Raw genomic sequence first — 20,603 nt, 5'->3', positions numbered from 1 at the left:
CTGGCCGCCTACGGCACCCCTCGGGCTGCGTCAGACTTCGACGACGACCGGGAGCACCATCGGGCGCCGGCGCAGCCGCTCGTACACGAACTTCGCCAGGTCGTCGTGCAGCGTCTGCTGCAGGAGGTCGATCTCGCGGATCTCCTCCTTGGCCGCGCGCTCCAGCGAGTGGTTGACCGTCTCGCGGATGTCGCCCAGCAGCCCCTCGGCGTCCTCGGAGTAGGGCACGCCGCGGAAGATGATCTCGGGGTCGGCGACCGAGGCGCCGTCCTGCTCGGAGATCGTCGCGACGACGACGAAGATGCCGTCGGCGCTGAGCATCCGGCGGTCGCGCAGCGCGACGTCGGTCGGATCGCCGATGTCGACGCCGTCGACGTAGATCATGCCCGCGCGCTCGGGCTTGCCGAACCGCGCGCCCTTGGCGTCGATCTCCAGGGGCAGGCCGTTCTCGCCCTTGAAGATGTTCTCGGCCTTGACGCCGACGGCCTCGGCCAGCTCGGCGTGCAGGTGGATGCGCTTGTGGTCGCCGTGGAACGGCATCACGTACTTCGGCTGGGTCAGGTTGAGCATCAGCTTGATCTCCTCCTGATAGCCGTGGCCCGAGGCGTGGATCGGCGCCTCCTTGGCCGTGATCACGTCGCAGCCGATGTGGTAGAGCCGATCGATCGTGTCGTTGACCGCGCGCTCGTTGCCGGGGATCGGCGTCGCGGCGAAGACCACCGTATCGCCCTGGTGCAGCTCGACCTGCGGATGGTCCTTGTAGGCCATCCGGCGCAGCGCGCTCAGCGGCTCGCCCTGGCTGCCGGTCGAGACGACGACGAGCTTCTCGTCGGGGAAGTCGCGGGCCTCGCGCGGCTGCACGAGCATGCCGTCGGGCACCTCGATGTGGCCGAGCATGCGCCCGATGTTGATGTTCTTGCGCATCGAGCGGCCGACGAGCACGACCTTGCGGTTGTAGAGCTTGGCGGCGTCGATCACCTGCTGGACGCGATGGATGTTCGACGCGAAGCACGTGACGACGATGCGTCCCTTGCAGCGGCCGAAGACCGCCTCGAGGCCGGGCCCGGCGACCGACTCGCTCGGGGAGAACCCGGGCCGGTCGGCGTTGGTCGAGTCGCCGCACAGCAGCAGCAGCCCCTCGCGGCCGAGCTCGGCCAGGCGGGTGACGTCGGCCGGCTTGCCGTCGACCGGCGTCTGGTCGAACTTGTAGTCGCCCGTGATGAGCATCGTCCCGAGCTCGGTCGTCAGGGCGACGCCCATCATGTCCGGGATCGAGTGCGTGAGATGGATCAGCTCGATGTCGAACGGGCCCAGCTCGAGCGTCTCGCCCGGCGTGACGTCGGTGAGGTCGGTCTCCTTGAGGCGGTGCTCGTCGAGCTTCGACCGCGCCATCGCCATCGTCAGCGGACCGCCGAACACCGGGATGTCGGTGCCGAGCTCGCGCAGGATCCACGGCAGCGCGCCGAGGTGGTCCTCGTGGCCGTGGGTGATGACGATGCCCTCGATGTCGTCGGCCCGCTCACGGAGGTACGCGAAGTCGGGGAGCACGAGGTCGATGCCGACCTGCTCCGACGTGGGGAACCGCAGTCCGGTGTCGACGACGACGATCGATCCGTCGTACTCGACGACGGTCATGTTCTTGCCGATCTCGCCCAGTCCGCCCAGCGGAAGGACGCGCAGCTTGCTGTTGGCCATGTTCTCCTAGGAAGCCCCGGCAGAGGCGAGCAGCCCGTGGCGCTCGAGGACGGCGCGGATCTGTGCGCGCTCGTCCTCGTCGGCCTCGACGAGCGGCAGGCGCAGGCCACCGACCGGATGGCCGATCAGCTCCAGCGCCGCCTTGACGGGAATTGGATTCGTGGTGACGCCCATCGCGGCGTAGACGTCGCGCAGCGCCGCGTCGATCGCGGCCCGCTGCCCGGGCTCGTCGATCATGCGGCGCATCTCGTCTCCGACGACGTGGCTGGCGACGCAGATGCCGCCGCAGCCGCCGATCTCGAGCGTGCGCAGGAGGATCTCGTCGTTGCCGGCGTAGATGCCGAGGCCGTCGATGGGTGCGAGGTTGTCGTTGTTGGCCTGCTTGACGTACTCGACGTTGTCGAGTTGGGCGAGCTCGGCCAGAAGGTCGTTGGGAACGTCGACGACCACGCGTGACGGGACGTTGTAGAGGATGATCGGCTTGTCGGTGGCCCGCGCGATCTCCTCGTAGTGGCGCACGATCCCGCGCCGGTTCGGCCTGTTGTAGTACGGCGTGACGCTGAGGACCGCGTCGACGCCCAGCGCGGTGGCGCGCTCGGTCAGCTCGACCGCGTGGCGCGTGTCGTTGGAGCCGACGCCGGCGGTGATCGAGACGCCCGCGGGGCGCTGGGCGATCGCCAGCTCGACGACGCGGAGGTGCTCCTCGTCGGTCAGCGTCGAGGCCTCGCCCGTGGTCCCGCAGACGACGAACCCGTCCGAGCCGTGGGCGGCGAGGTGGTGCATGAGGTCGACGAACGCCTGTTCGTCGACCCCGAGGTTGTCGTCGAACGGCGTGACGATCGCCGTGAGGATGCCGCCGAGCTCAGCCACGGGACGCATTCTCCCAGGATCAGCTCGCGAGCGGATCGCCGCCCGTGACCTTGGGCGCGGCCTCGTGGCTGCGGTCGACGCCGGCGGCGTCGCCGCTGGGCGGTGCCGCAGCGGGCGCGGCCGGCGTCTCGGCGGCGTCGGCGACGGTCTCGGCCGCGGCGGTGGTGGCCTCGGGCGACGGCGCGGGCGTCTCCGCCGGCGGCGTGCCCGGCGCCGGCACGGGCTTGTCGGCGCCCTGCTGGCGCTCGTTGAACTGCGACTGGACCTCGTCGATCTTGGCCTGCGCCTGGTCGGCCATCGCCTTGGCCCGCTCCTTGAGCGTGCCGTCCTTGGCTTCCCTCTGCGCCTGCTCGGCCAACTTCTTGGCCTTGTCCATGAAGCCCATCGTCTACTCCGTCTGTGGGGATCGGTCGGCCACGAAGCGTACCCTCGTCGGGTGCCGGATCCGCCTCGCTCCCTCGCCGCCGAGATCGTCGCGGTGCGCTGGCGCGCGGACGACGGCGCGTTCGCGGTGCTCGCCGCGGTCGACGACGGGGGCGACGAAGTGGTCCTCACCGGACCGATCGCGCACCTGCACGAGGGCGACACCGTGGAGGTCGAGGGCGCCTGGCGCGAGCACCCGCGCTTCGGGCGCCAGCTGCACGTCGAGCAGCTGCGCGTGGGCGCGCCGGCCAGCGAGGAGGGGCTGCTGGCGCTGCTGGGCTCGGTCAAGCACGTGGGTCCGCGCGGCGCCGAATGGCTGCTGGGGCGCCATGGCCCCGAGGTGCTCGAGCGCGTCGACCGCGACCCGGGCGCGCGCCTGCGCGAGGTGCCGGGGATCGGGCCGGCGCGGCTGCGCGCGGCCGTCGCCTCGTGGGAGCAGCAGGCCGGCGGCCGCGCGCTGCGGCTGCTGCTGGCCGAGCACCACGTGCCCGCCGCCGCGGCGGCGCGCGTGCTCAAGGCGCTGGGCGGCGGCGCGATGGCGCTGCTGCAGGAGGACCCCTACGCGTTGGCCAAGGTCGAGGGGATCGCGTTCGCGACGGCCGACGCGGTCGCCCGGGCGCTGGGGACCCCGGCCGACGCGCCCGAGCGCCTTCATGCCGCGCTGGAGCACACGCTGCGCGCCGCCGAGCAGGACGGCCACTGCTTCCTGCCGCGCGGTGAGCTGGTGCCGCGGGCCGCGCGCCTGCTGGAGCTGCCGCTGGAGGTCGTGGCGGGCGCGCTGGACGGCGCCGGGCTGGTGGTCGACGGCGACCGGATCCTGGAGCCCCGGATGGACCGGACCGAGCGGCGGCTGGCCGAGCGCGTGCGCGATCTGGCGGTGGCCCCGCCGACGCTGGACGTCGACGTGCCGGCCGACCCGCCGGAATCGGACCCGTCGACCCACCACGCCCCGACCCCGACGCAGTGGGCGGCGGTGTGCGCCGCGGCCAAGCACCGGTTGTCGATCCTCACCGGTCTGCCGGGCACCGGCAAGACGGCGACGATGCGCGCGCTGGTCGACCTGCTGCGCGAGTCCAAGCGGACCGTGCGCCTGTGCGCACCGACCGGCAAGGCGGCGAAGAGGCTGTCGGAGGCCACGGGCGCCGAGGCGACGACGATCCATCGCCTGCTCGAGTGGGTCCCGGGCGAGGGCTTCGCCCGCGACGCCGACGATCCGCTGACCGGCGTCGACCTGCTCGTCGTCGACGAGGCGTCGATGCTCGACGTGCGGCTGGCCGCCGCGCTGCTGGAGGCCGTCGGACCGCGCACGCACGTGCTGCTGGTGGGCGACGTCGACCAGCTGGCGCCGGTCGGCCCCGGGCGGGTGCTGGAGGACCTGATCGCCTCCGGAGCGCTGCCGGCCACGCGCCTGACCGAGGTCTTCCGCCAGGCCGCGCGGTCGCTGATCATCCGGGCGGCACATGCGATCGACCGGGGCGAGCTGCCACCGACCCAGGCCGCCCCCGACGACGTCCGCGACTTCTTCCTGATCGAGCGCGACAGCGCGCAGCAGGTCTTCGACGAGGTGGTCTCGCTGGCCGCCCGGCGCCTCCCCTCCCGTTACGACCTGGATCCGGTCGCCGACCTCCAGGTCCTCGTCCCCATGCACAAGGGGCCGGCGGGGATCGACGCGTTCAACACCACCTTGCGAGAGCGGCTCAACCCGGACGGCCGGGCGGTCAAGGGCACGCCGTTCCGGCTCGGCGACCGCATCATGCAGACGCGCAACAACCACGAGCGCTCGTTCTACAACGGCGAGATCGGCGTGATCGTGGCCGCCGACCCCGGCCGCGGGACGCTGACGCTGGTCGGCGACGACGGCCGCCGGCTGACCCTCGACACGCAGGAGGCCGCGACCCTGCGGCTGGCCTACGCCTGCTCGGTCCACAAGATGCAGGGGTCGCAGGCGCCCGCCATCGTGATCGCGCTGGCCCGCGGCCACGCCCCGATGCTGACCCGCAACCTCGTCTACACCGCCGTGACCCGCAGCCAGACGGCCTGCGTCGTGGTGGCCGAGCGCGGCGCGCTGCCGACGGCGCTGGGTCGCGTCGACGCCTCCCGGCGCAACACGCGGCTCGTCGAGTTGGTGTCGTAGGAGACTGTGTCGCTGTCGCGACTGGGGACCTAGCTAGGCGACCGTCCGCGCCGGTGCGCGCTCGGACACGATGTGGGTCACCGGGGCGTCGACCGCACGGCCGATGCGCTGGGGCAGGTCGATGCGCAGCCAGCGCGAAGTGCCGGTCGGCAGGGTCGAGACGAGGACCTCGTCCCAGCGCCGCGGATCCCAGATCTCGATGACCGCGCACGCCGGGTCGACGTCGCCGAGCATGGCCTCCGCCTCGATCCCGGCCGCGTGCAGGCGCTCCAGCGCCGCGTTGACGCGGTGGGCCGAGCCCGCCTGCGAGTCCTGGGGCACCAGCAGGGTGACCGCGAGCGGGCCTCGGTCGGCGCGGGCGCGCAGGGTGTCGTACAGCTCGTCGGAGTCGACCGTCTGGTTGGCCACGACGAGGAGCTTGGTCCGGTACATCACTGCTCCTCTTCGGGTGAGAGCTTCCGCTCCTTCGACCGTACTCCCCACCCCTGCCCGTCGCAATGCACGGACCATGCCAGGTCGTCCAGGCACCCCTATTCGGCGTCGCGGCGTCGTTCGTCGTCGCGCTTGAGCGCGTCGGTGTAGCGCCGTGGCACGCGCGGCGGGGCCACCCCGCCCTCCTGCTCCCACAGGGTCACGACGATCAGCTCCGCACCCTCGCGCCGGCAGACGAAGACCACCGAGCGATCGACGAGGTCACGGACGTAGACGGAGCCGCGGGCGGCGGTCGCGCCCGGCGGCGGATCGTCGGTCAGGCGTCCGGCCTGCACCGCCCGGGTGACGCGCCCGATGATCTCGGTCCGCGCGTCCAGCGTGCCGGCGACGCGCTGGCGGAAGCGCTCCACGGCGTGATCGGTGACGGCGACCAGCATGCGCGGGGCGCGCGCTACAGGGCGCGCCGGTAGCGGACCTCGGAGACCCCGGGCGACCGCTCCTGCTCGGCGCCGTCCAGGGTCCAGCCGTGGCGCTCGTAGAGCGCGCGGCTCGCGGCGTTCTCGCGGAACGTCCAGAGCAGCGCCATCGTGTGGCCGCGGTCGCGCAGCACGCCCTCCGCGTGTCCCAGCAGCGCGCTGCCCACCTCGCTGTCGCGGAAGGCGGGATCCACGTGGAGGATCCCGATCTCGCCCTCGGCCACGCCGACCACGCCGGCGATCGAGCCGTCCTGCTCGGCCAGCCACGCCTCGCCGGGGCGCACGCCGTTCCACAGCCCGGTGCGGTCGGCGATCGTGGGCATGTCGGCCTCGTCCACGAACCCGGCGTACTCGGCGCGCCAAGCGCGGACCTGCAGCGCGGCGATGGCGTGCACGTCGCCGGCCTTGACGAGGCGGATCGTCATGCCGCCAAGGCTGAGGCGGTAGCGAATGCTCGGGACCCCGGCCCACTCCTGCGCCTCGCCGGCGGGCTCCCATCCGCGCCGCTCGTAGAACCCCCGGGCGTGGCCGTTGGCCGTGAACACCTCGAGGATGGCGGAGCCGAACCCCGACGCCCGCAGCGCCTGCACCGCGTGGTCGTGCAGCGCCGCGCCCAGCCCCGCGCCCTGGGCCGCGGGATCGACGTAGAGCCCGCGCAGCCGGCCGACCGCGCCGTCGACCTCGGCCGGCTCGGGCCCGATCTGCACCACACCCGCGATGCGCCCCTCGACCTCGGCCACGAACGCGCCGTCCAGCGCCCCGCCGGTCCACCGCGCCTCGCGCGCCTCGATCGTCGGCATGTCGCCGTCGGGCACGACGTCGACGAACGCCCAGCGCCACGCCCGGACCTCCAGCTCGGCGATGGCGCGCGCGTCGGCGCGCCCGGCGGGGCGGATCACGCCGCCGGGAAGAGGAGCTGCTCGAGTCCCACGACCAGCGGCTCGTCCTGGTCGGCGACGCGGCGCACGGCCAGCAGCACGCCGGGCACGAACCCTGTCCGGTCGGTCGAGTCGTGGCGGATCGTCAGCGTCTGACCGACGTCGCCGAGCAGGACCTCCTGATGGGCCACGAGCCCCGGCAGCCGCACCGAGTGGATCGGCACGTCGCCGTCCATGAGCTCCGCCGTGCGCTTGGCCGTGCCCGAAGGCGCGTCGAGCTTGGCGTCGTGGTGCAGCTCGATGATCTCGGCCTTGGCCATGTGCTGAGAGGCCTCGGCCGCGAAGCGCATCATCAGCACCGCGCCGATCGCGAAGTTCGGCGCGAGGAACGCGTTCCCGGGCGGGCGGGGCCGGATCTCGCGCAGCGGCGCGGGGTCGAAGCCCGTCGTCCCGATGACGACGTGCACGCCGGCCTCGACGCACGCGATCGCGTTGTCCAGCGCCGTGTCGGGCCGCGTGAAGTCCACGACGACGTCGCAGTCGCCGAGGATGTCGGACAGCGAGGTGCCGAGCGCTGGATCCGCGCGACCGGCGAGGACGAGATCGCTCGCCTCCTCCACCCCCACGCAGATCGCCTGCCCGACCTTCCCCGCCGCGCCGGCGACGCCGACGCGCAGCACCGCAGGCGGCGCGCTCATGCCACCAGGTCGGCCAGCGCGGGGCTGACCGGCACGAGCGCGTTGCGGAACACGGACTCGTCGCCGCCGATGCCGGCCGCGCTGAGCTTCTCCGGCGCGTACAGCTCCCGCGCCAGCGCCACGACCTCGTCGGCCGTGACCGCGTCGATGCGCTCGACGACGTCGTCGACCGTGAGCACCGGCATGTCGGCCAGCACCGAGGACCCGAGGCGGTTCATCCGCGCCGTCGTGGACTCGAGCGCCAGCACGACCCGGCCCTTCACGTTCTCCTTGGAGCGGTGCAGCTCCTCGGCGGTGATGCCGTCGGCCAGCAGCCGCTCGAGCTCCTCGCCGACGACCTTCATCGCCTTCTGCACGTTGTCGGGCCGGGTGCCCAGGTACAGGCCGATCTGGCCGGTGCCCGCGTAGGACCCCGTGAACGAGTAGACCGAGTAGGCCAGGCCGCGCTTCTCGCGCACCTCCTGGAACAGGCGCGACGAGGAGGTCCCGCCGAGCACGCCGTCCAGCACGCGCAGCACGAAGCGACGGTCGTCGTCGCGGGCCACGCCCGGGGCGCCGAGCGCCACGTGGTACTGCTCGGTCTCCTTGGCGAAGAACCGGCGGCGGGCCACCGCGCCGGTCGGGAGCGCCAGCGGCGCCGGCGGCGCGCCCGTGCGCACCGGATCGCCGATCGTCTGCTGCACGAGCTCGACGATGCGGTCGTGGTCGACCGACCCGGCGGCCGCGACGACCACGTTCTGGGTGGTGTAGCGCCCGGCGTGGAAGGCGGTCAGCTCGGCGGCGGGCGTGCCGGACACGACCTCACGCGTCCCGATGATCGCCCGTCCGAGCGGGTGATCGCCGAAGACGGCCTCGCCGAGCACGTCGAAGACGCGGTCCTGCGGGTCGTCCTCGTACATCGCGATCTCCTCGAGGACGATCTCGCGCTCTTGGGCGAGGTCCTCGTCGGCGATGCGCGGACGCCACACCATGTCGGCCATGACGTCGAAGGCCTGCTCGAGATGCACGTCGAGCACGCGGCTGTAGACCGAGGTGGTCTCCTTGCCGGTGCCCGCGTTGATCTCGGCGCCCATGCCGTCGAACAGCTGGTCGATCTGCACCGACTCGTAGCGGTCCGTCCCCCGGAAGAGCATGTGCTCCAGCAGGTGGGACAGGCCCGCACGGTCGGCGTCCTCGAACCCCGAGCCCGTGCCGATCCAGAACCCCAGGGCCGCGGATCGCACGGAGTCCATGGACTCCGTGACGATCCGCACGCCCGAGGGCAACTCGGTCAGGCGATGGTCTTCGCGCAGAGCCGTGGCTCCGTCAGTCGCGGTCGGGATCGCGGTCGGAACGGTGCCGCGGGCGGCCGGAGCCGCGCGGGCGGTCGCCGCCGTCACGGTCGCCGCGGGGGCCGCGGTCGCCGCCGCCCCCACCGCCGCGCGGGCCGCGGTCGCCGCCGCGCTCACGCCGCGGGCCGCCGCCGTTGCCGCCACCGCCGGCGTTGACCGTGGCGAGCTCCTCGACCGACTTGCCGGCGATCTCGGGGTCCTCGGCGAGGCGCAGGCCGATGCGGCCACGCTCGCGGTCGACCTCGACCACGCGGACGTCGATCTCGTCGCCCTTGTTGAGGACCTGCTCGACCGTGTCGACGCGCTCGCCCGGCGCGACGTTGCTGATGTGCAGCAGGCCGTCGGTGCCCTTGGCCAGCTCGACGAAGGCGCCGAACGTCGTGGTCTTGACGACCTTGCCCTTGAAGGCGTCGCCGACCTCGACCTCCTTGGTCATGGACCGGATCCGCTCGGCCAGCTTCTCGCCGAGCTCGCCGTTGGCGGAGTACACGAGGACCTGACCGTCGTCGTTGACGTCGATCTGGGACTCGAACTCCTCCGACAGGCCGCGGATCGTCTCGCCGCCCTTGCCGATCAGCAGGCCGATCTTGGACGGGTCGATCTGCACCGTGAGGATGCGCGGCGCGTACTGCGACAGCTGCTCGCGCGGGGCCGGCAGGGCCTCGTGCATCTGGCCGAGGATGTCCAGGCGGGCGTCCTTGGCCTGCGCCAGCGCGTCACGCAGGATGTCGAACGTGACGCCCGTGATCTTGATGTCCATCTGCAGGGCGGTGATGCCCTCCGACGTGCCGGCGACCTTGAAGTCCATGTCGCCGAGGTGGTCCTCGACGCCGGCGATGTCGGTGAGGACGGTGTAGTCGTCGCCCTCCTTGATGAGCCCCATCGCGATGCCGGCGACGGGCGCCTTGATCGGCACGCCCGCGTCCATCAGGCACAGCGAGGATCCGCAGACCGACGCCATCGACGACGAGCCGTTGGACTCGAGGATGTCGGAGACCACGCGGATCGTGTAGGGGAAGTCCTCGATCGACGGGACGACGGGCACCAGCGCGCGCTCGGCGAGCGCGCCGTGGCCGATGTCACGGCGCTTGGGGCCGCGCATGAAGCCGGTCTCACCGACGGAGAACGCCGGGAAGTTGTAGTGGTGCCAGTAGTACTTCTTGGTCTCGAGCCCGAGGGTGTCGAGCCGCATCTCCTCCTTCAGCGTGCCGAGGGCGGCGACGCTGAGGGCCTGGGTCTGGCCGCGGGTGAAGAGCGCGGAGCCGTGCGTGCGGGGAGCGACCGAGGTCTCGATCGAGATCGGCCGGATCTCGCGCTCGCCGCGCCCGTCGGGACGCTTCTTCTCCTTGGCGATCCGCTCGCGGATGATCTGCTTCTCGAGCTTGGCGAACGCGGCCCGGGCCTTGGTGCTGTACTCGCCGTAGGTGTCGGCCTCGGGGTCGCCGGAGTACTTCTCGACGACCGCGGTCTCGAGGGCCTTGGTCGCGGCCTGGCGCTCGAGCTTGTCGAAGACCTGCGTCGCGTCGCGCAGCTGGCCGCCGTGGCTGGCCTCGATCTCGCTCAGCAGGCCCGGGTCGACGCCCGGGACCTCGACGACGAGGTTCTCCTTGCCGGCCTTCTCGCGCAGCTCCCACTGAGCGGCGACGAGCTTCTTGATCGCGTCGTGCGCGATGTCGAGCGCGTCGAGGATCTCGGCCTCGGACACCTCGTTGGCGCCGGCCTCGACCATCAGGATGGCCTCGTCGGTGCCGGCCACGATCAGGTCGAGGTCGGTGTTGTCGAGGAGGTCCTCCTCGGGCGGGTTGACCACGAAGTTGCCGTCGATCTTGCCGATGCGCACCGCGCCCACGGGGTTGGGCAGCGGGACCGGGCTGAGCATGAGGGCCGCGGAGGCGCCGTTCATGGCCAGGATGTCGTACGGGTGGACGTGGTCGATCGAGAGCGGGATCGCGACGATCTGCGTCTCGTAGCGCCAACCCTTGGGGAAGAGCGGGCGGATCGGCCGGTCGATCATGCGGGCGGTGAGGGTGCCCTTCTCGCCGGAACGACCCTCGCGCTTGAAGAACGAACCGGGGATCTTGCCCGCGGCGTACATGCGCTCCTCGACGTCCACGCTCAGCGGCAGGAAGTCGATGTCGCGAAGGTTGCCGATGGTGGCGGTGTTGAGCACCATCGTGTCGCCCTGGCGGACGACGACGGCGCCAGAGGCCTGCTTGGCCATCTTGCCCGTCTCGAATGAGATCTCCGAGCCGGCGATCTCGACGGTGACCGTGGTCACAGCGTCATTTGACATATGTCAATCCTCCTGGGGCCCGCGCGTCGGACTCGGCGGGCCGGGTGTCTCTTGTCTCACGATCCGAAAGTTCCGCCTCAGTCTACCGAGGGACGGAGCAGGGCAGGCGTCGCGGTCACGCCCGCGCGCATTCCCTCGCGCAGGTCCCGCTGGACGTGCGCCGCGACCTCGGGCCGGCGGCGATCGGCGTCGAAGCGCGCCACGTCCAGGCCGAGCCGCTCGCAGCGCTCCCACAGGTGCGGGTCGTCGAGATGGCCCTGGTCGGCGAAGAGCGCGTCGTGGAAGGGCCAGAACGCGCCCTGGAGGGCGGCGGCCTCGGCGGCGTGGGCCAGCGCGACGGCCCGCGGGTGCCGGGTCTTGAGCGCGAAGTGGCGGAAGACGACGCGCGCCCCGCCGGCGCGGAGCTCGAGCGCGGCGACCGCGCAGCGGGGGCAGCTGAAGTCGGCGTACATGACGACCAGCTCGCCGTCGCCCCGGACATGGTCCTCGGGCCGCGGTCCCGCGACCGCCGCGCTGGTGAGATCGCCCATCAGGCCTGGACCGTACAACGACCATGGGGCCCAGCGCGGGCGCCGGGGTGACGCAGGCACCCGTCGTCCGCCGGCCTCGTGGGGCGGGGTTCGGTCCCGCCCGCCCAGGGATGGCGCGCCGGGGTCGGTATGCGACCCCGACCTGCCATCCGTCCCTCGACGGCCGATGGCGAGTTGTCGTTGGATGCCAACGTCAACTCGACATCGGTCCCGTCCGCCCCCGGCGCGCGCGGACGACCGACCCCGCCGGCGCCCACCCCAGCGCTCGTTCTCGTCGGTGATCCCAGGCCACGCGCCGCAGAACGACCGCGCCCGCGCGGAACGCCATCGACGCGCCGCCGTCGCCGTCGCTGCGCCCGCGCTAAGCGGCGCGACCCGCGACGGCCGCGAGGCCGTCGAAGATCAGGTTGACGCCGGGCAGGTCGCCGGGTGATCCGGCGAGATGCGACCAGGCGACGGTGCCGTCGGGGCCGACGATGACCAGCGCGCGGTTGGTCATGCCCCCGGGCTCGAAGTAGGCGCCGAGCTTGCGGGCGGTCGCGCCCTTGGGCTCGAAGTCGGAGAGCTGCTCGATCGAGACGCCGAGCCTCTCCTGGAAGGCCGTCTGCGCGTACGTCGGGTCGGTCGAGACGCCGTACAGCGTCGCGCCCTGCTCGCGCAGCTCGTCGACGGCCTCCTCGTAGACCTGCAGCTGGTCGGTGCAGACCGGGCTGAAGGCGAACGGGTAGAAGACCAGGACCGTCGTGGTGCCCTGGAGGTCCTTCTCGGTGAACTCGCTGCCGTCCGCGCGGTGCAGGACGAAGTCGGGGACCTTGGTCCCCGCAGCGATGATCGTCACCGACGCAGGCCGAGCTCGGCGATGAGGGCGCGGTAGCCCTCGAGGTCGTTCTTCGCCTGGTAGTTCAGGAGACGACGACGCTGGCCGACCAGCATGAGCAGCCCGCGACGGCTGTGGTGATCCTTCTTGTGCTCGCGAAGGTGTTCGGTGAGATCGTTGATGCGCGCGGTGAGCAGAGCGACCTGGACACGGGTGCTTCCGGTGTCCTGGGCGGTCTCCCCAAACTTGGCGACGATCTCCTGCTTGCGTTCTGCGGTCAGCGTGCTCATGTGCGGCGTGAGAGGCTAGCAGGGGCTAACCGGCGAGGCTTCGCGCCTCGTCGACGTCGCGTCCCATCTGCTCGATCAGCCCCTCGACGCTGTCGAAGCGGCGCTCTCCGCGCAGCCGGCGCAGGAACTCGATCCGGATCCGCTGGCCGTAGAGGTCGCCGCCCCAGTCGATGAGGAACGCCTCGATCAGCTCGCCCCGTCCGGTCACGAACTGGGGCCGCACGCCGACGTTGGTGGCCGCCGGCACCCGCGTGCCGTCGGCGAGGTGCACGCGGGACGCGTAGACGCCATGGCCGGGCACGACGAAGCCGGGAGCCGGCACGAGGTTGGCCGTCGGGAAGCCGAGGGTGCGGCCGCGCTTGTCGCCGTGCTGGACCGCGCCGTCGACCGCGAACGGCGCGCCGAGCAGCTCGTCGGCGTAGTGCACGGCGCCCCCGGCGACGAGGCCGCGGATGTGGCTGGAGCTGACGACCTCGCCGTCGACCTCCAGCAGCGGCACGACCCGCGTCTCGAACCGCTCGTCGGCGCCGAGCAGCGCGACGTCGCCCTGGGCCTTGTGGCCGAAGCGGAAGTTCTCCCCCACGCTCACGTGCGTTGCGGCCACGCGCTCGACGAGGACGTGGTCGACGAAGTCCTGCGCGCTGCGCTCGGCGAACGCGCCGTCGAACGGGATCACGACGAGCTCCTCCACGCCGAGCGACGCGACCAGCTCGGCCTTGCGATCCAGGGTCGTCAGCAGCCGCGGCTGCGTGCCGGGCGCGACGACCGCCTGTGGGTGCGGATCGAAGGTGACGACCGTGTCGGCGCCGCCGATGACCTCGCGGTGGCCGAGGTGGACGCCGTCGAACGTGCCGATGGCCACCCGGCGGGGCCGCGGCACCACGTCAGGCAGGTACGTGAGCTTCACGCCCGGAAGCCTACGCGGGGCTTGGCGAGACCGTCCGCCAGCTCCGCGACGCACACCGGCTCGCCCGCCGGGTCGAGCAGCAGCACGTGGCCGGCGGGCGCCGCGTCGACCGGCACGGTCTGGCCGTATCCGGCACGCACGGCGAGCGCCTCGTCCAGCGTGTGCGACGGCAGCACATCGGCGAGCGCGCGCGCCAGCGACAGCGGCTCGCCGGCGAGGCCCGTGGCGTCACGCTCGGGCGGCGCCACCGCATCAGCGACCCGGAACGGCCCGATCGCGGTCCGGCGCAGCTCCACGCAGTACGCGTCGTCGAGGTCGGCGATCAGCGAGCGCACATAGGTGCCCGAGGAGCAGTCGATGGCGAACGCCGCGCGGTCGTCCTCGCGCCAGAGCTGCTCGAAGCGCTCCACGTGCACCTCACGCTCCGGGATCTCCACGACCTCGCCGGCGCGGGCGATCGCGTAGGCGCGCCGGCCGCCGATCTTGATGGCGCTGTAGGCCGGCGGGCGCTGGCGGACCAGGCCGGTCGGCAGCGCCGGCGGATCGGCCGGCGTCCGGCCCGTGTGGACCAGCTCGCCCTCGGGGTCGCCGGTGGTCGACGTCCACCCCAGCCGCGCGACCGTCTCGTAGGACTTGGGCAGCTCCATCAGGAACCGCTGGACGCGCGTGGCCCGCCCCAGCAGCACGATGAGCAGACCCGTGGCGAACGGGTCCAGCGTGCCGGTGTGGCCGACCTTGACCCCGCGCGGCAGCGCGCGCCGCACGCGGGCGACGACGTCGTGCGACGTCGGCCCGGCCGGCTTGTCGACGAGCAGTACACCCTCCATGGCGAAGGCTCCTACGTCGACGACAGCGCCATCTGCGCGGCGATCTGCTCACGCAGGAAGGCCACGAGCTGCTCGTCGTCGAGCTCGGTGGAGAACCCGGCGGCCTGGCGGTGCCCGCCCCCGCCGCCGGCGCGGGCGATGGCCGACACGTCGACCTCCCCGTCGGTCGAGCGCAGCGAGACCTTGCTGTGGTGCACGTCGCCGTCGATGCCGATCTCGCGGGCCAGCGCCGCCACCTTCGTGCCCTCGACGGACCGCAGGTGGTCGATGATGCCCTCGGTGTAGCTGTCCTCGGCCCCGGTGGCGTCGAAGTCCTCGCGGGTCAGGTGGGCGATCGTCAACGCGCCGCCGTCGTGGCGCTCGACCCGCGCAAGCGCCCGGGCGAGCAGCGCGAGCTTGGCGTAGGGCATGTCCTCGTAGAGGCGGCGGTAGATCGCGTGGGTGTCGACGCCGGCGTCGATCAGCTCGGCGGCCATGACGTGCGCCCGCGGCCCGGTGTTCTCGTACATGAACTTGCCGGTATCGGTCACGAGGCCCACGTACAGCGCCTCGGCGAGATCCTGGTCGGGCTCCACGCCCAGCGTGCGCATGAGGTCCCAGACGATCTCGGCCGTGCACGAGGCCGCCGGATCCACGAGGTCGACCGTGCCGAAGCGCGTGTTGTCGTGGTGGTGGTCGATGTTGAGGATGTGGGCGTCGTCGCCCTTGACCACGGCCAGCGGCGTGCGGTCGATGTTGCCGCAGTCGAGGAAGATGATCGTGCGCTGCACGAGGTCTGACGGCGGCACCGTCGAGAGCCCCTGCAGGTCGAAGAAGCGGTACTCGTAGGGCAGCGGGAACTCGTCGGCCGCCATGAGCATGACCGAGTCCTTGCCCAGCGCCGTGAGGATCCTGTGCATAGCGACCAGCGAGCCGAGGGCGTCGCCGTCGGGGTGCTCATGGGTCACGAGCACGAACCGCTCCAACTTGCGGATCTCGTCGAGCACCTGCTGCCGCGCGGCCGTGGCCCCGTTGCGATCCATCAGTCAGCGTCCTCCGTGACGTCCTCGATGATGGCCTCCAGACGGGCGGCCTTCTCCGCGGTGTCGTCGAGTGCGAACTCGAGAGCCGGGGTGCGTTTCATGCGGAGCTCGCGAGCGATCCGCGCCTGGAGGATGCCATGCGCGGAGCTCAGCCCCTCCAGCGTCGCCGCCTGCTCCTCGGCGGTCCCGAACACGCTGACGAACACCCGCGCCTGGCGCAGATCAGGGCTCGTCCTCACCTCGGTGACTGTCACGAATCCGACCCGGGGGTCCTTGAGATCTTGGGTCACGGCAGCGCCGAGGACTTCGCGGACGGCCTCGTCCACTCGACGCATACGTGCTCCTCCGGAACCCATCCTAGACCTTCGCGGTGCTCGGATGGGCCCCGAAGAGCCGATTTGTACAGATGTCGTGCGGATTGTCCGCTGAGGCGCTCACCGCGCGGGTGGGTGCGACCCCAGTCACTGCGGCTGGAGCTCGCGCTCCACCTGCCGCGTCTCGAAGACCTCGAGGATGTCGCCCTCGCGGACGTCTTGGACGTTGTGGAGCACGATGCCGCACTCGTAGCCGCTGGCGACCTCGCGGGCGTCCTCGTTGAAGCGGCGCAGCGTGTCGATCGTCGTCTCGGTGACCACCGTGCCGTCGCGGACGAGGCGCACCTTCGCGCCACGGCGCACGACGCCGTCGGTGACGTAGGAGCCGGCGATCGTGCCGATCTTCGATGCGCGGAACGTCTGACGGACCTCGACGGTGCCGATGGTCTCCTCGACCTCGTCGGGCGTGAGGAGGCCCTGCATGGCCGCCCGCAGCTCGTCGAGCACCGAGTAGATGACCGAGTAGTTGCGGATCTCGACGCCCATGCGGTCGGCGAGGGAGCCTGCGTCGCCCACCGGCCGGACGTTGAAGCCGATGATCACGGCCTCCGACGCGGCGGCCAGCATGACGTCGGACTCGTTGATCCCGCCGACGCCGCTGTGGATGACGTTGACCAGGACCTCGTCCTGCGGCAGGCGGGCGATCTCGTCCTCGAGCGCCTCCACCGAACCGGCGACGTCGCCCTTGACGACCAGCGCGAGCTCGGCCAGCTCGTCCTCGCGGGCGCGCCGGAACACGTCCTCGAAGGAGACCTTGCGGCCGGACCGGCGGGCGATCTGCTCGGACTTCTCGCGCGTCTCGCGCTCCTGGGCCAGGCGACGGGCCTCGCGGTCGTTGGCGACCACGCGGACCTGCTCGCCGGCGTCGGGGACGCCGTCGAAGCCGAGGATCTCGACCGGGTCGCCGGGGACCGCTTCCTTCACCCGCTGGCCACGGTAGTCGATCATCGCGCGGACGCGGCCCGGCTGCGGGCCCGCCACGAGCGCGTCGCCGATCTTCAGCGTGCCGCGCTGGATCAGCACCGTCACGACCGGGCCACGGCCCGGATCGAGCTTGGACTCGATGACCACGCCCGACGCCTCGGCGCTCGGGTTGGCCTCGAGCTCCTCGAGCTCGGCGACGACCAGGATCGTGTCGAGGAGGTCCTCGAGGTTCTGGCCGGTCTTGGCCGAGACGTCGACGTACTCGGTCTCGCCGCCCCAGTCCGACGGCTGGAGGCCGCGCTGCGTGAGCTCGGTGCGCACCCGGGTGGGGTCCGCGCCCTCCTTGTCGATCTTGTTGACGGCGACCACGATCGGCACGTCGGCCGCGTGGGCGTGGTCGATGGCCTCGTCGGTCTGCGGGCGCGCGCCGTCGTCGGCGGCGACCACGATCACGGCGATGTCGGTCACCCGGGCGCCGCGGGCACGCATGGCGGTGAACGCCTGGTGGCCCGGGGTGTCCAGGAAGGTGATGGTCTTGCCGTTGTGGTGGACCTGGTAGGCGCCGATGTGCTGCGTGATGCCACCGGCCTCGCCCGCGGCGACCTCGGTCTTGCGGACGGCGTCCAGCAGCGAGGTCTTGCCGTGGTCGACGTGACCCATGATGGTCACGACGGGCGGGCGCTCGACGAGATCCGCATCGGCGTCGTCGTACTCGATCTCCTCGTCGGCCTCGTCGCCGAGGTGGACGATCTGCATCTTCTTGCCGAGGGCCTCGGCCACGGCCTCGATCTGGTCGTCGGCCAGCGTCCGGGTGAGCGTCGCGAGGACGCCCATGCCCATGAGCTGCTTGATGACCTCGGGAACGCCGACGCCGAGGTACTCGGCGACTTCCTTGACGCTGGACCCGGAGTTGATCTTGACCGTGTCGGTGCGCGTCAGCTGATCGGCAGCCAACATGTCCGGCGTCTCGGGCATCGGCGTGCGGCGGCGGCGCCGGCGGCGACGCGGCGGACGCTGCGGCGCGGGGCCGGGACCGGCGCCGGGGCCGCGACGGGCGGCCTGGGAGTCGATGACGACGCGGCGCTTGCCGACGCCGGGGCCACCCTCGGAGCGCATGCCGCCGCGCGTGGGACGGCCCGCGCCCGAAGGCTGGGACTGCGTTTCGTCGCGCTTGGGGCGCTTGGGGGGCTCGGGGACCGAGATGATCCGCGGGCCGGTGCCGGGCTTGGGCGGCTCGACGTGCGGGACGAGCCCGGAGGCCTTGTCGTCCTTGCCGGGCTTCGCGCCGGCGGCGCCCTGCTTGGCGTCGGCCGGTGCGGCGGCCGCGGCCGCGGCCTCGGGGGCCGGCGCAGCGCCGGCGTCGGCCGCGGGTGCGGCGGCGTCGGGTGCGGCGGCGGCGGGCTGCTCGGCCGCGGGTGTCGCGGGAGCCGGGGCCTCGGCGGGGGCGGCGGCCTCAGTGGCCGGGACGTCGGCGGCCTGGGCCTCAGTGGCCGGGGCCTCCGCGGCGGGCGCCGGAGCCTGCGTCTCGGGCGTCGCCGGAGCCTGCGTCTCGGGGGTCACCGGAGCGGCGGCCTGCTCGGGCGCCGGCGTCGTCGGGACCTGCGGCTCGGTGACCTGCTCGGGGGCGGCGGGCTGCTCGGGGGCCGGTGCGCCGGGACGCTGGCTGCCACGGGCGGGAGCCGGGCCACCACGGCCCATCTGACGGCGCGGATCGACCGGGAGGTCGTCGAGCACGGGACGACGCGGCACGGGCCGGATGGGCTCGCGCTGCGCGGGCTGACGGCTGCCGGGGGGCGGGCCGCCGCGCGCGGCGGCCTGGCCGGGGCGCACGGGACCACCGCGACCGGCGGGGGCGCCACGGCCACCGCCGCCGCCCTGGCCGCCCTGCTGCGGGCGCACCGGGGCGCCACGGCCCTGGCCGCCGCCGCCGCTGCCGGGGCGCACGGGCTGTCCGCGGCCGGCGGGCGGCCGCACGGGCTGACCGCGTCCCTCCGGGGGACGCACGGGAGCGCCGCGGCCCTGCGGGGGCCGCGCGGACTGGCCACGCCCAGCGGGCGGCTCCGCCGCCGCGGGTGCGGCGGGCTTCGCCTCGCTCGGGGCGGGCGTTGAAGGTGAGTTCGAGGTCGCGGCGCCGTTTCCGGCAGCCTGGGAGCCGGTGCTGATCGCGCGCAGCACGTCAGCCTCCTCGACCGAGGAGGCAGCAGCCTTCACGTCGAGGCCGGCGGCCTGGAGCTGATCGAGCAGGTCCTTGCTGGACATGCCCCGCTCCTTGGCGATCTCATGGATTCGCTTTTTCGCCATGCAGTCTCACTGATTCTACGAAGTCGGGAGGGATCTCCACCTTGCGCCTCAGCGCACGGGTCACGGAGCGGCGCTGAACAGCCTGTTCAGCGCACGCTGGGCCGCACACGTATGCGCCGCGACCCGGCAGACGGGCCCCCGGGTCGGTGACGACCCGGGACCCAGCCGCAACGATGCGCAGCAGCTCGGCCTTGGGACGGATCGTCCCGCAGCCGACGCAGCGCCGTTGCGGAACAGAGCTTACGACGCCGGCTCCTCAGACTCCACGTCGACCGCGCCGTCAGGCTCGGCATCGACGGCGCCGTCGGGCTCGGAGGCCTCCGGCGCGGGTTCGAGGGCGGGGTCGGCATCGGCGACCGGCTCCGCGCCGTTCTGGACGGGCTCCTCGCCCTCCACCGGCAGGACGTCGTCCTCGATGGACCCGATGAGCGCGCCGTCCTCACCCTCCTCGAAGTCGTCGTCGCCTTCGGTGGCGACGATCTCCTCCTGGTCGCCGAAGAGCTCCTCGGCGCGGGTGACGACGTCGACGACGTCGTCCCAAGTCTTGTCCGGATCAGCCAGGTCGGCGATCTCCTCGTCGCTGAGCGGCTCAAGGATCGCGACGGCGGCGGTCGTGAAGCGCGACAGCGCCTGGTGCTTGGGCAGGCCGCAGAACGGCGAGCCCGGCAGGGCCTCGTTCGGGCAGCGCCGGCCGCGCACGGAGACGGCCTGGCAGCGCCCGCCGGTCTCCTCCCCCTCGTACTCCTCGGAGGCGGTGGCCGTGGCCGCGAAGTCGGTCTCGGACTTGATGTCGATGCGCCAGCCGGTCAGGCGGGCGGCCAGGCGGGCGTTCTGGCCCTCGCGGCCGATGGCCAGCGACAGCTGGTCGTCGGGGACGATGACCGTGGCCTGCTTGGACTCGTCGTCGACGAGCACCTCGCGGACGCGGGCGGGCGACAGCGCCTTGGCGACGAACCGCGCGGGCTCGTCGTTGTAGGGGATGATGTCGATCTTCTCGCCGCGCAGCTCGGAGACGACCATGCGCACGCGGGAGCCGCGGGGGCCGACGCAGGCGCCGACCGGGTCGACGCCGTCGGCGTGCGAGATGACCGCGATCTTGGAGCGGTAGCCGGGTTCGCGGGCGACGTTGGCGATCTCCACCAGCCCGTCGGCGATCTCCGGGACTTCGAGCTCGAACAGCTTCTTGATCAGCTCGCCGTCGCGGCGGCTGACGATGATCGAGGGACCCTTCGTGGAGGGAGAGACCTCCTTGATCACGGCCTTGACGCGCTGGCCGTGGTCGTAGCGCTCGCCGTCGACCTGCTCGCTCTTGGGCAGCAGGGCCTCGACGCGGTCGCGCAGCTGCACGAGCGTGTAGCGGGAGTCCGACTGCTGGACGATG

Annotated in this window: 19 protein-coding genes and 1 pseudogene; 1 reads left to right on the top strand and 19 read right to left on the bottom strand. The window is 72.5% G+C overall.

What is annotated here, in order from left to right; translation table 11 throughout:
* Positions 1–30: 30 nt before the first annotated feature.
* Genes VK501_RS26650 through VK501_RS26640 form a run of 3 tightly spaced genes read right to left on the bottom strand, consistent with a single transcriptional unit; the run spans position 31 to position 2,941 of the window.
* A complete protein-coding gene (locus tag VK501_RS26650) occupies positions 31–1,695 on the bottom strand; it encodes a ribonuclease J (protein WP_324343001.1) in 1,665 nt (554 codons plus the stop codon).
* Between the two features lie 6 nt (positions 1,696–1,701).
* Positions 1,702–2,574 carry a 4-hydroxy-tetrahydrodipicolinate synthase gene (gene dapA / locus VK501_RS26645; protein WP_349261067.1) on the bottom strand — a complete coding sequence of 291 codons (873 nt, stop codon included), beginning with the start codon at positions 2,572–2,574 and terminating at the stop codon, positions 1,702–1,704.
* A gap of 10 nt (positions 2,575–2,584) precedes the next feature.
* Entirely contained in the window at positions 2,585–2,941 is a 357-nt protein-coding gene (locus VK501_RS26640) for a hypothetical protein (RefSeq protein ID WP_324342998.1), read from the bottom strand.
* A gap of 60 nt (positions 2,942–3,001) precedes the next feature.
* Between VK501_RS26640 and VK501_RS26635 the strand changes: the two genes are divergently transcribed.
* A complete protein-coding gene (locus VK501_RS26635; RefSeq protein WP_324342996.1) occupies positions 3,002–5,122 on the top strand; it encodes an ATP-dependent RecD-like DNA helicase in 2,121 nt (706 codons plus the stop codon).
* Between the two features lie 33 nt (positions 5,123–5,155).
* Here VK501_RS26635 and VK501_RS26630 read toward each other — a convergent pair whose 3' ends face one another.
* From VK501_RS26630 to nusA, 16 genes and pseudogenes are all read right to left on the bottom strand, one after another.
* Positions 5,156–5,554: a hypothetical protein gene (locus tag VK501_RS26630; protein ID WP_324342994.1), complete on the bottom strand. Its 399-nt coding sequence runs from the start codon at positions 5,552–5,554 to the stop codon at positions 5,156–5,158.
* A gap of 98 nt (positions 5,555–5,652) precedes the next feature.
* Positions 5,653–5,991, bottom strand: coding sequence for a hypothetical protein (locus VK501_RS26625; protein WP_324342992.1), 339 nt, complete (start codon positions 5,989–5,991; stop codon positions 5,653–5,655).
* 14 nt (positions 5,992–6,005) lie between these two features.
* Complete coding sequence (locus tag VK501_RS26620) at positions 6,006–6,929, bottom strand: GNAT family N-acetyltransferase (protein ID WP_324342990.1); 924 nt, start codon at positions 6,927–6,929, stop codon at positions 6,006–6,008.
* Entirely contained in the window at positions 6,926–7,585 is a 660-nt protein-coding gene (locus tag VK501_RS26615) for a 4-hydroxy-tetrahydrodipicolinate reductase (protein WP_349261071.1), read from the bottom strand. The genes VK501_RS26620 and VK501_RS26615 overlap by 4 nt, the downstream gene beginning before the upstream one ends.
* 17 nt (positions 7,586–7,602) lie before the next feature.
* Positions 7,603–8,859 (bottom strand): pitrilysin family protein, encoded by a 1,257-nt coding sequence (locus VK501_RS26610; RefSeq protein ID WP_324343216.1) that lies wholly within the window; start codon positions 8,857–8,859, stop codon positions 7,603–7,605.
* A gap of 52 nt (positions 8,860–8,911) precedes the next feature.
* Positions 8,912–11,230 carry a polyribonucleotide nucleotidyltransferase gene (locus tag VK501_RS26605; RefSeq protein WP_324342988.1) on the bottom strand — a complete coding sequence of 773 codons (2,319 nt, stop codon included), beginning with the start codon at positions 11,228–11,230 and terminating at the stop codon, positions 8,912–8,914.
* A 77-nt stretch (positions 11,231–11,307) separates the two neighbouring features.
* Complete coding sequence (locus VK501_RS26600; protein ID WP_324342987.1) at positions 11,308–11,760, bottom strand: DsbA family protein; 453 nt, start codon at positions 11,758–11,760, stop codon at positions 11,308–11,310.
* Positions 11,761–12,121: 361 nt separating this feature from the next.
* Entirely contained in the window at positions 12,122–12,598 is a 477-nt protein-coding gene (locus VK501_RS26595; RefSeq protein WP_324342986.1) for a redoxin domain-containing protein, read from the bottom strand.
* Complete coding sequence (gene rpsO, locus VK501_RS26590) at positions 12,595–12,867, bottom strand: 30S ribosomal protein S15 (RefSeq protein WP_324342985.1); 273 nt, start codon at positions 12,865–12,867, stop codon at positions 12,595–12,597. The genes VK501_RS26595 and rpsO overlap by 4 nt, the downstream gene beginning before the upstream one ends.
* A 25-nt stretch (positions 12,868–12,892) precedes the next feature.
* Entirely contained in the window at positions 12,893–13,774 is an 882-nt protein-coding gene (locus VK501_RS26585) for a bifunctional riboflavin kinase/FAD synthetase (protein ID WP_324342984.1), read from the bottom strand.
* On the bottom strand, positions 13,771–14,601 hold the full coding sequence (gene truB / locus VK501_RS26580) for a tRNA pseudouridine(55) synthase TruB (protein WP_324342983.1): 831 nt from the start codon (positions 14,599–14,601) through the stop codon (positions 13,771–13,773). Before truB ends, VK501_RS26585 begins: the two co-directional genes overlap by 4 nt.
* Before the next feature lie 11 nt (positions 14,602–14,612).
* Positions 14,613–15,623, bottom strand: a complete 1,011-nt coding sequence (locus tag VK501_RS26575; protein ID WP_324342981.1) for a DHH family phosphoesterase — start codon at positions 15,621–15,623, stop codon at positions 14,613–14,615.
* Positions 15,623–15,979: a 30S ribosome-binding factor RbfA gene (gene rbfA / locus VK501_RS26570; protein WP_324342979.1), complete on the bottom strand. Its 357-nt coding sequence runs from the start codon at positions 15,977–15,979 to the stop codon at positions 15,623–15,625. Before rbfA ends, VK501_RS26575 begins: the two co-directional genes overlap by 1 nt.
* A 105-nt stretch (positions 15,980–16,084) precedes the next feature.
* Positions 16,085–19,222, bottom strand: coding sequence for a translation initiation factor IF-2 (infB, locus tag VK501_RS26565; protein ID WP_324342978.1), 3,138 nt, complete (start codon positions 19,220–19,222; stop codon positions 16,085–16,087).
* Positions 19,200–19,436: pseudogene (locus tag VK501_RS28855) on the bottom strand (YlxR family protein); the annotation flags it as partial. The pseudogene VK501_RS28855 and the gene infB, both read right to left, overlap by 23 nt.
* 26 nt (positions 19,437–19,462) lie before the next feature.
* Positions 19,463–20,603, bottom strand: a 1,141-nt coding sequence (gene nusA / locus VK501_RS26560; protein ID WP_324342976.1) for a transcription termination factor NusA, incomplete at its 5' end; no start/stop codon positions are given.

This window comes from Baekduia sp., assembly GCF_035318805.1.
Classification (GTDB): Bacteria; Actinomycetota; Thermoleophilia; order Solirubrobacterales; family Solirubrobacteraceae; genus Baekduia.
Note: the sequence above shows the minus strand (reverse complement) of the source record. Positions and strands in the feature narration are given on the sequence as shown.

Excerpts from the sequence above, each read along its gene's own strand:
- VK501_RS26625 (WP_324342992.1), bottom strand. The coding sequence starts at position 5,991 with ATGCTGGTCGCCGTCACCGATCACGCCGTGGAGCGCTTCCGCCAGCGC.
- VK501_RS26600 (WP_324342987.1), bottom strand. The coding sequence starts at position 11,760 with ATGGGCGATCTCACCAGCGCGGCGGTCGCGGGACCGCGGCCCGAGGAC.
- VK501_RS26605 (WP_324342988.1), bottom strand. The coding sequence starts at position 11,230 with ATGTCAAATGACGCTGTGACCACGGTCACCGTCGAGATCGCCGGCTCG.
- truB (WP_324342983.1), bottom strand. The coding sequence starts at position 14,601 with ATGGAGGGTGTACTGCTCGTCGACAAGCCGGCCGGGCCGACGTCGCAC.
- VK501_RS26630 (WP_324342994.1), bottom strand. The coding sequence starts at position 5,554 with ATGTACCGGACCAAGCTCCTCGTCGTGGCCAACCAGACGGTCGACTCC.
- rbfA (WP_324342979.1), bottom strand. The coding sequence starts at position 15,979 with ATGGGTTCCGGAGGAGCACGTATGCGTCGAGTGGACGAGGCCGTCCGC.
- VK501_RS26650 (WP_324343001.1), bottom strand. The coding sequence starts at position 1,695 with ATGGCCAACAGCAAGCTGCGCGTCCTTCCGCTGGGCGGACTGGGCGAG.
- rpsO (WP_324342985.1), bottom strand. The coding sequence starts at position 12,867 with ATGAGCACGCTGACCGCAGAACGCAAGCAGGAGATCGTCGCCAAGTTT.
- dapA (WP_349261067.1), bottom strand. The coding sequence starts at position 2,574 with ATGCGTCCCGTGGCTGAGCTCGGCGGCATCCTCACGGCGATCGTCACG.
- VK501_RS26575 (WP_324342981.1), bottom strand. The coding sequence starts at position 15,623 with ATGGATCGCAACGGGGCCACGGCCGCGCGGCAGCAGGTGCTCGACGAG.
- VK501_RS26640 (WP_324342998.1), bottom strand. The coding sequence starts at position 2,941 with ATGGACAAGGCCAAGAAGTTGGCCGAGCAGGCGCAGAGGGAAGCCAAG.
- infB (WP_324342978.1), bottom strand. The coding sequence starts at position 19,222 with ATGGCGAAAAAGCGAATCCATGAGATCGCCAAGGAGCGGGGCATGTCC.